Origin of the sequence: Mesorhizobium album (assembly GCF_033977205.1) — a bacterium.
GTDB classification, from domain to species: domain Bacteria; phylum Pseudomonadota; class Alphaproteobacteria; order Rhizobiales; family Rhizobiaceae; genus Mesorhizobium; species Mesorhizobium album.
On sequence record NZ_JAVIIW010000021.1, the window covers coordinates 24,541 to 36,803 of the forward strand.

Annotated in this window: 19 protein-coding genes and 1 riboswitch; of the genes, 13 read left to right on the forward strand and 6 right to left on the reverse strand. The window is 63.0% G+C overall.

The features are described 5' to 3' along the window. Nucleotides 1–265: 265 nt before the first annotated feature. The 5 genes from pgsA to RFN28_RS18280 all read left to right on the forward strand — a co-directional run bounded on the left by pgsA (nt 266) and on the right by RFN28_RS18280 (nt 2,883). Nucleotides 266–862 (forward strand): CDP-diacylglycerol--glycerol-3-phosphate 3-phosphatidyltransferase, encoded by a 597-nt coding sequence (gene pgsA, locus RFN28_RS18260; protein ID WP_040972156.1) that lies wholly within the window; start codon nt 266–268, stop codon nt 860–862. A 1-nt stretch (nt 863) separates the two neighbouring features. Further along, the gene (gene moaD, locus RFN28_RS18265) at nt 864–1,121 is read left to right on the forward strand and encodes a molybdopterin converting factor subunit 1 (protein WP_040972157.1); all 258 of its coding nucleotides are present in this window, start codon (nt 864–866) and stop codon (nt 1,119–1,121) included. A 1-nt stretch (nt 1,122) separates the two neighbouring features. Then, nucleotides 1,123–1,602, forward strand: a complete 480-nt coding sequence (locus tag RFN28_RS18270) for a molybdenum cofactor biosynthesis protein MoaE (protein ID WP_320288720.1) — start codon at nt 1,123–1,125, stop codon at nt 1,600–1,602. Nucleotides 1,603–1,915: 313 nt separating this feature from the next. Beyond that, on the forward strand, nt 1,916–2,185 hold the full coding sequence (locus RFN28_RS18275) for a hypothetical protein (protein ID WP_320288722.1): 270 nt from the start codon (nt 1,916–1,918) through the stop codon (nt 2,183–2,185). Nucleotides 2,186–2,385: 200 nt separating this feature from the next. Further along, nucleotides 2,386–2,883 carry a sulfocyanin-like copper-binding protein gene (locus tag RFN28_RS18280; protein ID WP_320288724.1) on the forward strand — a complete coding sequence of 166 codons (498 nt, stop codon included), beginning with the start codon at nt 2,386–2,388 and terminating at the stop codon, nt 2,881–2,883. A 54-nt stretch (nt 2,884–2,937) separates the two neighbouring features. Here the strand turns inward: RFN28_RS18280 and RFN28_RS18285 are convergent, their stop codons facing one another. Both RFN28_RS18285 and RFN28_RS18290 read right to left on the reverse strand, forming a co-directional pair. Next, nucleotides 2,938–3,786, reverse strand: coding sequence for a DUF1194 domain-containing protein (locus RFN28_RS18285; RefSeq protein ID WP_320288725.1), 849 nt, complete (start codon nt 3,784–3,786; stop codon nt 2,938–2,940). Nucleotides 3,787–3,871: 85 nt separating this feature from the next. Then, nucleotides 3,872–5,014 (reverse strand): helix-turn-helix transcriptional regulator, encoded by a 1,143-nt coding sequence (locus tag RFN28_RS18290; protein WP_320288726.1) that lies wholly within the window; start codon nt 5,012–5,014, stop codon nt 3,872–3,874. Nucleotides 5,015–5,258: 244 nt separating this feature from the next. Then, nucleotides 5,259–5,331, forward strand: a riboswitch (Fluoride riboswitch). A gap of 100 nt (nt 5,332–5,431) precedes the next feature. Here RFN28_RS18290 and crcB (RFN28_RS18295) point away from each other — a divergent pair. The 3 genes from crcB (RFN28_RS18295) to RFN28_RS18305 are packed head-to-tail and all read left to right on the forward strand — an operon-like array spanning nt 5,432 to nt 6,598. Further along, on the forward strand, nt 5,432–5,824 hold the full coding sequence (gene crcB, locus RFN28_RS18295; RefSeq protein WP_320288831.1) for a fluoride efflux transporter CrcB: 393 nt from the start codon (nt 5,432–5,434) through the stop codon (nt 5,822–5,824). A 4-nt stretch (nt 5,825–5,828) separates the two neighbouring features. Next, complete coding sequence (gene crcB, locus RFN28_RS18300) at nt 5,829–6,245, forward strand: fluoride efflux transporter CrcB (RefSeq protein ID WP_320288727.1); 417 nt, start codon at nt 5,829–5,831, stop codon at nt 6,243–6,245. 14 nt (nt 6,246–6,259) lie between these two features. After that, nucleotides 6,260–6,598, forward strand: coding sequence for a DUF190 domain-containing protein (locus tag RFN28_RS18305; RefSeq protein WP_320288728.1), 339 nt, complete (start codon nt 6,260–6,262; stop codon nt 6,596–6,598). A gap of 18 nt (nt 6,599–6,616) precedes the next feature. Here the strand turns inward: RFN28_RS18305 and RFN28_RS18310 are convergent, their stop codons facing one another. Together RFN28_RS18310 and ndk are read right to left on the reverse strand one after the other, a co-directional pair. After that, on the reverse strand, nt 6,617–6,823 hold the full coding sequence (locus RFN28_RS18310) for a hypothetical protein (protein ID WP_320288729.1): 207 nt from the start codon (nt 6,821–6,823) through the stop codon (nt 6,617–6,619). Between the two features lie 168 nt (nt 6,824–6,991). Beyond that, nucleotides 6,992–7,414, reverse strand: coding sequence for a nucleoside-diphosphate kinase (ndk, locus tag RFN28_RS18315; RefSeq protein WP_320288730.1), 423 nt, complete (start codon nt 7,412–7,414; stop codon nt 6,992–6,994). 175 nt (nt 7,415–7,589) lie between these two features. On the opposite strand from ndk, the gene RFN28_RS18320 reads away from it, so the two are divergent. Further along, nucleotides 7,590–7,823 carry a hypothetical protein gene (locus RFN28_RS18320; RefSeq protein WP_320288731.1) on the forward strand — a complete coding sequence of 78 codons (234 nt, stop codon included), beginning with the start codon at nt 7,590–7,592 and terminating at the stop codon, nt 7,821–7,823. A gap of 107 nt (nt 7,824–7,930) precedes the next feature. Here the strand turns inward: RFN28_RS18320 and RFN28_RS18325 are convergent, their stop codons facing one another. Together RFN28_RS18325 and RFN28_RS18330 are read right to left on the reverse strand one after the other, a co-directional pair. Then, entirely contained in the window at nt 7,931–8,227 is a 297-nt protein-coding gene (locus tag RFN28_RS18325) for a DUF1905 domain-containing protein (RefSeq protein WP_320288732.1), read from the reverse strand. 37 nt (nt 8,228–8,264) lie between these two features. Next, nucleotides 8,265–8,957, reverse strand: coding sequence for a glutathione S-transferase family protein (locus RFN28_RS18330; RefSeq protein WP_320288733.1), 693 nt, complete (start codon nt 8,955–8,957; stop codon nt 8,265–8,267). Between the two features lie 60 nt (nt 8,958–9,017). Between RFN28_RS18330 and RFN28_RS18335 the strand changes: the two genes are divergently transcribed. The 4 genes from RFN28_RS18335 to RFN28_RS18350 all read left to right on the forward strand — a co-directional run bounded on the left by RFN28_RS18335 (nt 9,018) and on the right by RFN28_RS18350 (nt 12,224). Continuing rightward, nucleotides 9,018–9,527: a DinB family protein gene (locus tag RFN28_RS18335; RefSeq protein ID WP_320288734.1), complete on the forward strand. Its 510-nt coding sequence runs from the start codon at nt 9,018–9,020 to the stop codon at nt 9,525–9,527. Between the two features lie 226 nt (nt 9,528–9,753). Beyond that, on the forward strand, nt 9,754–10,227 hold the full coding sequence (locus RFN28_RS18340; RefSeq protein ID WP_320288735.1) for a hypothetical protein: 474 nt from the start codon (nt 9,754–9,756) through the stop codon (nt 10,225–10,227). 273 nt (nt 10,228–10,500) lie between these two features. Beyond that, complete coding sequence (locus RFN28_RS18345; protein ID WP_320288736.1) at nt 10,501–11,286, forward strand: GGDEF domain-containing protein; 786 nt, start codon at nt 10,501–10,503, stop codon at nt 11,284–11,286. A 116-nt stretch (nt 11,287–11,402) separates the two neighbouring features. Continuing rightward, entirely contained in the window at nt 11,403–12,224 is an 822-nt protein-coding gene (locus RFN28_RS18350) for a sterol desaturase family protein (protein WP_320288737.1), read from the forward strand. The last annotated feature ends 39 nt before the right edge of the window (nt 12,225–12,263 follow it).

Here is a 12,263-nt window from a genome sequence, read left to right on the forward strand (position 1 = left end):
AGCCGCTTGTCGCGTCGTCATCCTCGGGTCTTCGCGACGGAGCTTCGCTCCTGCTCCGCCCGAGGATGACGAAGTTGCGAGGGCCCCGACCAATCTCCAACGTCCGCGATCACCCGCTCGGCGAAATGAAATCCGGCATCGTCCTCATTCTCGACATTCTCGACGCACTCGCGCCATTTTTTACCTGGCCAATCGAATCTCGCCTGTTGACCCCCCACATTGGCTTCTGATTTGAGTACGGGAGGCGGAGAGTTCCCGATCAGATATGGCCCAGCGCGCTTTCAACCTGCCGAATATCCTCACCTACGCCCGCATCATTGCGGTGCCGCTGGTGGTGCTGTGCTTTTTCCTGGAAGGCCATCTGAAGTCGTCCGACTTTGCCCGCTGGTCGGCGCTGGCCATCTTCCTGCTCGCCTCCATCACCGATTATTTTGACGGCTATTTCGCGCGCGCCTGGCAGCAGACCTCCAACATCGGCAAGATGCTCGATCCGATCGCCGACAAGCTTCTGGTCGCCACCTGCCTGCTGCTGCTTGCCGCCGACACCGACCGCCACGGCGGCATCGCCGGCTGGTCGCTCTGGGCGGCGATCATCATCCTGTGCCGCGAGATCCTGGTCTCGGGCCTGCGCGAATATCTGGCGGCCCTGAAAGTCTCGGTGCCGGTCACTCAGCTTGCGAAATGGAAGACGACGATCCAGATGGTCGCCATCGCCTTCCTGCTCGTCGGGCCGGCCGGCGACAAGATCTTTCCGCTGACCACCCAGATCGGCCTGGTGCTGTTGTGGATCGCGGCACTTGTCACGCTCTACACCGGCTACGATTATTTCCGCGCCGGGTTGAAACACATCATGGACGAGTGAGATGTCCACCAAGCTTATTTATTTCGCCTGGGTACGCGAGCGGATCGGCAAGCCGGAAGAGCATGTCGAGCTGCCGGCCGGCATCGAGACGGTCGCCGACCTGCTGCGCTGGCTGAAGTCGCGCGGCGAGGAATACGAAAACGCGCTGCAATATCCGGATGTCATCCGCGTCGCCATCAACCAGGAACATGTCGGCCACCGCGAGAAGATCGCGGGCGCGCGCGAGATCGCGCTGTTCCCGCCGATGACCGGGGGCTGAGATGGCAAGCACGATCGCGCCGGCCATCCGTGTCCAGCGCGAGGATTTCGACGTCGCAGCCGAGATTGCCGCGCTGACCAGGGGTCGCACCGATATCGGCGCCGTGGTCACCTTCTCCGGCCTCTGTCGCGACGAAGAGGGCGCGCTCGCGGCGCTCGAGCTCGAGCATTATCCCGGCATGGCCGAGGCCGAGATCGGCCGCATTGCCGCCGAGGCGGTTCTGCGCTGGCCGCTGCAGGGGCTCACAATCATCCATCGCCATGGGAAGATAGCGCCCGGCGAGAACATCGTGCTGGTGGTGGCAGCCTCCGCGCACCGGCAGGCGGCCTTCGAGGCGGCGAATTTCATGATGGATTACCTGAAATCGCGCGCGCCCTTCTGGAAGAAGGAGCATCGTGCAGACGGCTCCGAAGGCGGCTGGGTGGAAGCCAAGGAAGCCGACGACGAAGCGGCGGACCGCTGGAAGAAATCAGGCGAATAGTCGACGCTCCATCTTCGGTGCAGGCATTGAGAATCCCGCTCATCCGGCCGCTGCGCAGGCGAGGGGCCAGCGGGAATTTGCACTCCGGCGCCATTGAGACCGTCGTGCTGAAGATGGCGGCGTCCTGAGGCTTCGCCGCGCGACGGCAGCGGAATACCGAAACTTCCTCCGGCCGCGATTGTTGGGAATAATCCAGGCACAAGAAGCGTTGACGTTTCCATATGGCGGGCAGGCGAAAGGGATGTTCACGGAAACGTCCCAAACCGCCAGACCGAATGCGCGGATCGATCTGGCCACTCAAAGGAGACCAGATATGAAAAAGCACGCGCTCATCCTTGCTGCCACAGGTGCGTCGCTCCTTGCCTTCGCCGGCATTGCGAAGGCGGACGATCACCTGTTCAATGCCACAGAGCATGGCCTCAGTCTTGACAGCCAGCCCTACCAGACCAACAAGGCCGGCCATAGCGGCGACCTCGCGCCTGGGCAGGGCAGCCCGTTTACCGGCGAGGAGACCAAGACGCCGGCGACCGACACGGACGCGGCAAATCTCCATGCCAACGTGAAAGAGCGCCAACCGAAATGACGCCAACGAAGTGACGTCATACCCCTGCCGCGAAGGCTAAGCGGCGGTGCAGAAACTTTGATGCCGGCAGGAGAGCGCCCCCTGTGTTCTGCCGGACACCCCTTCGTTTGGGGGGTTGGCAGCCGAAGCATCCTGCTGGCTCTGCGACGTTTGCAGATTGACGAAAGCCGAGTCCGCTGTCGTTTTAGATGGAGGTCACCATGAAACGCACATCAATACGAGCGGTGGTCGGCCTGACTGCCGCAATGCTGATTGCCGGAGGCGCAAGCCCCACTCAAGCGGCATCGGTTGTCAATGTCTCGCTGTGGGACAAAGGCGCGACGATGCCGATGGCGGTTGGGCTCGCTTATGCGACGCCAAGCGTCGATACCGCCAAGGCGACCATGGGCATCAAGGTTTCGCCCCCAGAAGTGAAGGCCGGAAAAGTCACATTCAATGTGAAGAATGACTCCAAGGACAGGGTCCACGAAATGATCGTCATACACCTTGCCAATCCCGGTCGGCAGCTTCCGTACATCAACGCCCAGAACCGCGTTGACGAAGACAAGGCCGGTGACAAGGGCGAGGTTTCGGATCTCAAACCCGGCGTATCAGGCACGTTGAATGTCAATCTCAAGGCTGGAAAGTATCTGCTGATCTGTAACCAGCAAGGTCACTTTGCAGCCGGCATGTGGACCGAACTCACAGTTGATCCGTAGGCCCGGCTCTGATGGGGGCGTCTGCCCGCCAGCGGAGCAGTTCGCCATAACCAGCTAGCGCGAGACAGTTCCGGGCATCGAACAGTCGAATGCCGGGGAGCTGGGCTGGGTATAGGAAACGACTCTAGGTCGCGCGGGCAGCCCTGCGATCTCCAGAAGCAGCTTTCGGCGGATCGCTGCTTCAAACATGGCGAGATCGTCAATTCCGATCACGAATGCCCCCGGCCCGCCGATGACGCAATTCTCGTAGTACGAGGCGAGATATCGCGGGGCAAAGGATTGAAAGCCGTTGGAGCCATCATGCGGCAGGGATACCGGCAGGCCGTTGATGGTGACCCCTAGGCCTGTCAGCATCTCCCGTATGGGCCCGACCGGCAGGCCGGCATTGTTTGGGCCATCACCGGATATATCGATTACCCGGCGCTCACCTGTCGCTTGACCGTGCGCCAACAGACCGGCCGCCGCCAGCAGCCCACCGGAAATGGACGTGCCCGCTTCCGCGACGATCGGCTTCGTGGAGAGCGCATCAGCGAAGCGCTTTGCATCCTCTGCACTGCCGACAATCGTCCACGGCAGGACGACGCGTTGATATCCTGGCCCGGCCCATTCAAGGTAAGAAACCGCAATGGCGCCGCGCGTGCCCGATGCGATGGCCCGTCCAAGGTCGGGATGGCGGAATGCGCTGACATAGCCATCGCGTTGAACATGCTGCTCGGCGAGATTCATCGAGGAAGAGACGTCGACGGCGAGAACCAGTTCGAGGTCGACGCCGGGCTTTCGGAGGCTGTCGGCTGCTATTGGCGAACAGGGGCTGCTGGCGAGGAGCGCCAGCACCAGGAAACGTGAGGATGCCGCCAGCCCCGATCTCTTTGGTGGTGCGAGTCTGTTTTTCCAGCCACACATTGCTGCCATCCGCAACACGGTTTCGGAGGAGAAATGTGCGCTGGCAGGCGGCTGCGCGCTTCACCCGAACGGGTGAAGCTGTCAATCAGTGAAGTGGAGACGCTTGGAAGCGCGACAGCAGTGCCGTGAGCTCGGCTTGGCGATGCGTCCCTGTTTTGGCAAGGATTGCCCTGAGCTGGGTCCGCGCGGTTTCGCGGCCGATCGCCAGCTGCGCGCTCGCCGCCTCGATCCCGCCGCCAGTGGTGAGGCTGGAAGCCAGCCGCGCCTCGGCCGCCGTCAGCTGGAAAGCCTGGCCAAGCAACCGTTCCGACAGCACCTTTTCGCTGACGAGATCGGTGAAGCAAAGCAGGAAGTCACCGCCATTGAACAGGTCGCGCACGAAGGCCGTCATCGGCACGATTTCGGCCAGCAGCCAGAACGATCCGTCGCGGGCGACGACTTCCGGCTCCGCCAGAAACGTTCCGTCCTGCGCACTTGCGACGGCAGCGTGGATCATCCTTTGAAGACGTGAATCGCTCTCACGATCAGCCGCGTGGATGTGGCCATTGCGTACCGCGAGGCCGGCGTCGAACAGGGCATCCGCGCGCCTGTTGCAACGTCTCAGACAGCCACGACTGTCGAGCAGCGCGGCTGCGCAATGGAACTGCTCGAACACGGCCAGTGCCGGCTCGAGCGAAACCTCCCAGATCTTCTCCGCCAGGCTGATGATGCGGGCCAGATCCGGCGCCACGCGCAGGAAATGGTCCGCCTCGGACATGTCAAAGGGCCCCCCGCTTTTGGCGTCGCGGTACATCGACAGGACCCATTTGCGTCGCTTGACCGTGAAAACAACGGCGGCCCACAACTCGCGATGCCCTGGGCGGGCTATCTCCTGATAATAGGGCAGGAGCCTTCTTTCCTCCGGCGTGGAGATTTCGTCTTCGACGGTGAAGCAGGGCGCCGGTTTCGGCAGCCGCGGCTCCCTTTCCGGATGCGGGTCCGGCGCGTCCCGGGCGTTCTCGACCCAGAGCTCCGTGAATTCGGCGTGTTCGAGCGAGTCCGGCGTCGGCCTGGTTCGCTGGCGTTGATCGCTGCGAAATGGATGGGTGTTGTCGTGGGTGCGGATGGCGCAACTCGTCACGCCAAGGGAATCGGCCAGGTTTTGCAGCGCTCGCGGCCACCGCCCGAAATCGAAGGCGGCGTCGTAGCAATCCTCGATCGCGGACGCGATTCCCCGGTTGGCAGCCATTCGAACTAACCTTCGTGATGGACGGGCTACCACGCATCCATATTAGCATAAGCTTACGGATGCGAAAAATCACAAGCAAACAAGGCGATGAAGCGGCGGCCGGAATCAAACTGCGAGATTCTCGGGGAGCGAGCGGTCAAGCGGACCCCGTCGTGCCATTGCGAATTCACAGCATCGCCGTTTCGACGCGCCGGCCAACTTCCCCCAGCCGATTGACCGGATGCGCGCGACCACCTAGTTTCCCTCGAAAAATGGGGATGGGGTTCCCCCGAAACCGCCCGAGCTTTCGTATCTGGGCTGATGACTCCTGCCAGGCGTGCTCTCGCGCGGCGGGATTTGTTTTCTGCTCGCATCATGCCTCTTTTTGGTAAGGCGATTCCCGCTCGGAAGTCGCCCTTGGAGAAGGCATTTGAAGCGATGACCCTTGCGGCTTGCGCCCTGGTCCTGATCGGCGGTTTCCTCGGCGGTATTTGCCGCTTCTTCCTCTCGGGTCTGGTCGGCCGCAGCGTCGGGGAGACCTTTCCCTGGGGCACGCTGCTGGTCAATGTGTCCGGCGCGCTGGCCATCGGCGCCTTCGCCGGCGCGGGGCGGGCGCTCGGCGGTGTCTTTTCCGCCGAGCCGGTGCGAGACCTGATCGTGGTCGGCCTGTTCGGCGGCTACACCACCGTCTCCTCATTCTGCCTGCAGACACTGAACCTGGCGCTCGAGGGCGAGCAGCGGCTCGCCGTCTTCAACGTCGTCGCCTCTTCGGCGCTCTGCGTGCTGTCGGTCGCCCTGGGCTTCTGGGCCATCGTCTGGATGGCGGGGTAGGCTCATGTCCGGAAAAAACGACAGGCAGGCGGCATTGCGGCTCTATCTCGCGGTCGGTTGCGGCGCGGCGATCGGTTCGCTGACGCGCTTCCTGGCCGACTTTGTTATCATCTCGCTGCTCGGCTTGAGCGCGCTTTACGCCACCGCTTTCGTCAATATCGTCGGCTCCTGGATCATCATGTTCTTCGCCACGCTGACCCGGCCGGATGGCCGGTTGATGGTCGGCTCTGTCGGCCGCCAGTTCGTCACCGGCGGCTTCTGCGGCGGCCTCACCACCTTCTCGGCCATGAGCCTCGATACCTTCATCCTGCTTTTCGAGGGCGACCTCAGCCTTGCGGCAACCTATCTTGTCAGCGCGGTCCTGTTGTCGTTGGCGTCCGCCTGGCTTGGCTATGCCATGGCAATCAGGATCAATCGGTAGTCAGGGAGTAGAACATGGAACTTCCCAGTCAATGCGTGCTGCTCAGGATATTTTTCGGCGAGGACGACAGGGCGGCCGACGGCACGCCGTTGCATGAAGCGATCGTCATCAAGGCGCGCGAGGCCGGCATGGCGGGCGCGACCGTGCTCAGGGGACCGCTCGGCTTCGGCCGTTCGAGCGTGCTCCACACCGCCAAGATCCTGAGGCTGTCGCAGGACCTGCCCATCGTCGTCGAGATCGTCGATGCGCCGGAGAAGATCGATGCGCTCATCCCCGCGATCAAGGCCCTGACCAGCAGCTGCCTGATCACCAGGGAGAAGGTCGAGGTCATCCGCTACGGCGACGGGGATTGAACCCGGCCGGCCGCTCCATCAGCCGCAGCGAAGACGGCGGCCGATCGTGTCTTCGTCGAAGATACCTGCGGAAAAGAGCTTCATGGCTTCGATAGCCAGTTCTGAGGCCTCGGGACTGCCGCGGGGAATGCCCCGCTCCTCGCAGACCTGATCATAGATACGCTTCAACAGGACGAGATCGTCCGGATATGCAACGCCGCTTGTGGAAACATGGGCTTTGATCATGCTTCCCTCCCTATTCTCGGGCGGAAGCACGATGTTCGCTCACAGCCGGTGGCGCCCAGTGCCAACTGCCACCGATGATGCGGATTTAGGGCAGTCGGCCTGCCCGCCCACCCCACTGCAACAAAAAAGGCGGCCCGGGGGCCGCCTTCATTGCAAAACCGAAGCTTCTCAGCCGACGATCTCGGTGTCCGAGAACCAGTAACGGATCTCCTGCGCGGCGGTTTCCGGCGCGTCCGAGCCGTGCACCGAATTCTCGCCGATCGACAGCGCATGCAGCTTGCGGATGGTGCCCTCGGCGGCGCTGGCCGGATTGGTGGCGCCCATCACTTCGCGGTTCTTGGCAATGGCATTCTCGCCCTCCAGCACCTGCACGACGGTCGGACCCGAAGACATGAACTCGACGAGCTCGCCGAAGAACGGACGCTCCTTGTGCACGGCGTAGAAGCCTTCGGCCTCGCGGCGGCTCATCCACACGCGGCGCGATGCGATAACGCGCAGGCCGGCATCCTCCAGCATCTTGGTGATGGCGCCGGTCAGATTGCGCTTGGTCGCATCCGGCTTGATCATGGAGAAGGTGCGTTCGATCGCCATTGGGTCGTCCTTGTTCTGGGAATGGAAATTGGAGTGGCGGGCTCTATACAAGTCGCTCGGCGGCTTGCCAAGGGGCGGCGGCTTCTGGTCAAGGCTGGCTCTTTGCGGGATAATTAGACGGCTGCGAGCGCGCCTCGCTCAAGTCCGGGGCGCCGCAGCGGCGGAGCAGGAGGCCATGAACCGGCCCTACCTCAGACGCGACGATATCGCCGGCATTCTCCTCATGGCCGTGGTTCTTGCCGTCCTCGCCTTCATCCTGCTGTTCTTTCCGCAGGCCGGACAGCAGAATTTCGGCTTCGGGCCGGAATGGCAATGCGCGCGCATGGAAAAAGGCGATCCGATCTGCGTCAGGCTGGTCGACAAGAGCGCGCCGAATAGGGACGCGCCGCCAAAGGACGCGCCAAGGTAGGTGCTAAAGCGCGTCGCGATCTTTCAGATTCGCTCCATGCGCTTTAGGTTTTTGATTTTACGCATGTCTTTATCCCGAAACCGGTTCCCACTTTCGGGAGACATGCTTTAGAGCTCGACCTCTATGGTCAATGCTGGCGTGTCGCCGGCCTTGAGGCCTTCGCGCTGCCGCACAGCAGCCTTGACCGGCAGAAGCAGTCTGCCGGACGCCTTGTGGGGGAAGAGCGAGGTGCTCCATCTTGTCTTGCCGATGACGGCCGTCACGCCGAGCGAGCCCCAAGGCCGTGCCAGCCCCGCCATCGCCACCTTGATCCGCGTCGCGAATTCCGCCGGCAGCGTCACGAAATGCCAGCCGCCCTTGCCGGGATAGACCCAGATCTCGGCCTGCATCTCATAGCGCAACATGGCGATCCCTGCCGGTTGCGGCCTTGGGGGCATCTCGTCACGCCGCTGCCGCAACCTGCCGGCCGATCCCGCCATGCAGGTCGAGGCAGCGTTCGAACCACTGGGCCACGCTGTCGCTGTCGTCGAGCAGCCGGTAGGGCGAGGCGATGCGCGCCCATTGCAGCGCGCCGAAGACGATGTAGTCGGCAAACAGCGGCGAGGCTCCGCCGATGAAGGGCTGGTAGGTGAGCATCGCGCGCAGCGGCTCCAGCGAGGCGCGGAAGCCGGCGAGCCCCGCGTCGCGTCCGGCCACCACCTCTTCCAGCCGCTTGCCGTAGCGCCGTTCACGATCCTCGCGGAAGTAGCGGCCATTCGTCTCGTCTTGCATACCATGCAGGTCGGTGAGCGCTACCGTGGCGACATAAGGGTGGATGGTGAGTTGCGACCAGCGCTCGATGAAGCGCGCCATCGCCTTGCCGCCTTCGCCGCCGAACAGCGCCGGCCGCTCCGGATAGGCTTCGTCGAGATAAAGCGCGATGGCGAAGGAATCCACCACCACGCGCTCGCCGTCGCGGATCACCGGCACCGTCTTCGACACACCGCCTTCGACCTTCGGCACTTCGAGAAAGCGCGTCGGCACCTTGGTGGCGGCGAGCCCCTTATGGGCCAGCGCCATCTTCGTCTTCCAGCAATGCGGGCTAAACGGGCGTTGGGCGTCGTGGCCGACGAGGTCGTAGAAAAGAATGGTCATTGGCGGGTCGGTTCCTGAGGTTTACGAAGAGCCGGGATTCGTTGCGAGCCGGATGGAAGAATGAAACAGCATTTCATGATGTTTGCGGCCTACAATCAATGGGCCAACACGCGCATCTACGATGCCGCCGCCGATCTCAACGAAGAAGAACTCGGCCGCGATGTCGGCGCCTTCTTTGGCTCGATGCTAGGCACACTCAACCACCTGCTCGTTACCGACCGCGTCTGGATGAAGCGCTTTACCGGCGAGGGTGACGCGCCCTCAAACCTTGCGACAATCCTCTATCGCGCCTTCCCAGGCTTGCGTTTGGCACGCGAGGCCGAGGACAGGAGGATCGTCGACTGGGTGGGCGGCATGACCGACAAGGCGTTCACCGGACGTTTTTCCTATATGACGACCGACATGCGCACCGTCTCGCAGCGGCTGGCGCCAGCGCTCAGCCATCTTTTCAACCACCAGACCCACCACCGCGGCCAGGCGCATATGTGCCTCACCGTGCTCGGCCGGCCCTCTGTACCGCTCGACCTGATGCTGTTCCAGCGTTCCGAGGAAGGCCGCGCCTACGCCTGAGACTGGGGCATGGCCACAGCTTTCCGGTCGCCGATTGTCGATCAAGTTCAAACATCAAGGAAAACTCGTATATCGTTTTGGAAACAACGAATTTTTCCCTGAAAAAAAATGGAACCCTGACGGACTCCGTTCGTATTCCCCTCATTCCATCTCGCACAGGCATGCACACGGACACAGCGCTCCGGGGGATGCAGTGCGGAAAAATGTGGCAACGAAGGAGAAAACGATGAATGGTATCGTTCAGAAAATCGCCGGCGCATTTGTCGGCGGCATCGCTATCCTCGCCGTGCCGGCGAACGCCGCCGGGCTCGACATCGGTTTTGGCATCGATAACAACGACGTCGGTCTGGGTAGCTCGGGCGGCTCGAATGCCGGCGCGGAGAGCTCGGTCGGCGGTTCAACCGGTCTCGGCACGGGCTTTGGCAGCAATATAGGCGGCGTCGGCGTCGGTAGCACGGGCGGCTTGAACACCGCCACGGGCACCTCGATCGGCGGCACCACAGGCACAACCACTGGCACCTCGTTCGGTGCAACGAGCGGCATCAGCGGCACTGGCACCATGGGCGGCTCCGGCGGCCTCAGCACGGGCACCTCGATCGGCGGCACCACGGGCACAACCACCGGCACCGGTACGTCGTTTGGTACGGCGGGCGGCGTCGGCGGTTTCTTGGGCGGCACGGACGACATGACCGCCCCCTAACGCAAATCAGGAAAGGCGCCCCGCGGCCTTCCGTCCGGAATTGCGTGAAACAAACGCCTGGAGCGATCCCACCAAAGCGGAAGCGCTCCGGCACGATCTCCGACCCGCGCGGTTCGGTGTGGGAAAGCCCGCCGCTACGGTGGCGGGTTTTTGGCCGCCCGGCATCTCCGGTCCCTGACCGCCGGTTAACCAAGCCTGCATTGAAGCTAACGTATTAGGACTTCGTTTGCGCCCGCGCTGCACAATGAGCCAGTTGCAGCGGGAGCAATGAAAATGCGCATCGATTTGTCCCCCATGGGCTGGGGCAGGGTCGTAACCGTCACCGTCACCGGAACGGCCTTCTTCATTGCTGCGGCCTTCTTTGTCGATTCGTTCAACTTTCCCTCGCTGTCGCCCGACGCGCTGCTCTGGGCCAAGCTCACCGACCTGTTCCTGCCGCTCGTCCTTGGCGGCTCCTTCCTGTTCTTCCTGATGTGGAAGATGCGCCAGCTGGCGATCGCCCAGAAGGAGCTTGGCATCGTCGCGGCGACCGACAGCCTGACGGCTGTCTTCAACCGCGGCGCCTTCTCGATGCTGGTCGAGGCCTATCTCGACAAGGCCCGCAGCCATGTCGTCGCCGATACCGGCGCGCTGCTGATCGTCGACGCCGACCATTTCAAGTCGATCAACGACCGTCTCGGCCACGATTGCGGCGACCAGGCGCTGAAGCTGATCGCCAGCACGATCCGGGGCCAACTTCACGGCGCCGACATTGTCGGCCGCATCGGCGGCGAGGAATTCGCGATCTTCCTTCCGGGCGCCGACGCGACGCGTTCCTTCCTGGTCGCGGAATCGATCAGGCTGCGCATCCGCGAGGCCGAGTTCGCGCCCGGCGGGCAGCCATGGCCGCTCTCGGTCAGCATCGGCGGCATCGCCTTCAGCGGACCCACTACCTATCACGACATGTTCCAGGTCGCCGACAGGCATCTCTACAAGGCGAAGTCGAACGGACGCGACCAGGTGAGCTTCGAAAGCCCGCGCAGCATGTTCCCGGGCGACGCCGCCGGCACGGTCCATTGAAGGGCGCTTCGCGGCCGCCCGCGCGCCGGCGCCGGGCAGCCAAGGGCGCATCAACAATCCGTTCATGGTTTGGCCGCTAGGCTGCGAGGCCAATTTCGGCCGGTCCGCGAGAGAACGTGTTCGATCTCATCGACTTCAAGGCGATGCTGGTCATCGCCCTCATCTTCATTCCGCTGGAGCAGCTCCTGCCGCTGCACGCGGAGCAGCCGCTGACGCGCCGGCACTGGCTGAATGACGTTTTCTACCTTCTCTTCAACGGCATCGTCATCAAATTCGGCCTGCTTGTCGTTGTCGGCGCCGCGATGCTGTTGGTCGAGCGTCTCATTCCTCCGGCGCTGCCCGCCGCCATCAGGTCGCAGCCTGTCTGGCTGCAGGCGCTCGAGGTGCTGGTGATTGCCGATATCGGCTTCTATCTCGCGCACCGCGCCTTCCACGCCGTGCCGTTCCTGTGGCGCTTCCACGCCATCCACCATTCGATCGAGGAAATGGACTGGCTCGCCGCCCATCGCGTGCATCCGGTGGACCAGATCCTGACCAAGTCAGCCTCGCTCCTGCCGGTTCTGGCGCTGGGCTATTCTGGCGAGGCGATCTTCATCTATGTGCTGATCTACCAGTGGCAGTCGGTGTTCATCCACTCCAACACGCGCATCAGGTTCGGGCCACTGAAATGGCTGCTCGCCTCGCCGCAGTTCCACCACTGGCACCACGCCAACGAACGCCGGGCCTTCGACAAGAATTTCGCCGGCCAGTTGCCGTTGCTCGACCTGCTCTGCTGCACCTTGTACATGCCGGACCGGATGCCGGAAAAATACGGCGTCGACGCGCCGGTGCCGCAGCTTTACCACAGGCAGCTTGTCTATCCGCTTATTTCGGAGACGGATGCCGGACCGGTTTCACCGGCCGTCGAAGCAGTGCCGGCCGCCGCCAAGCCGGATTGAGCGGCAGCAAAGCAAGAAACCCGCCGCTGCCGGCGGGTT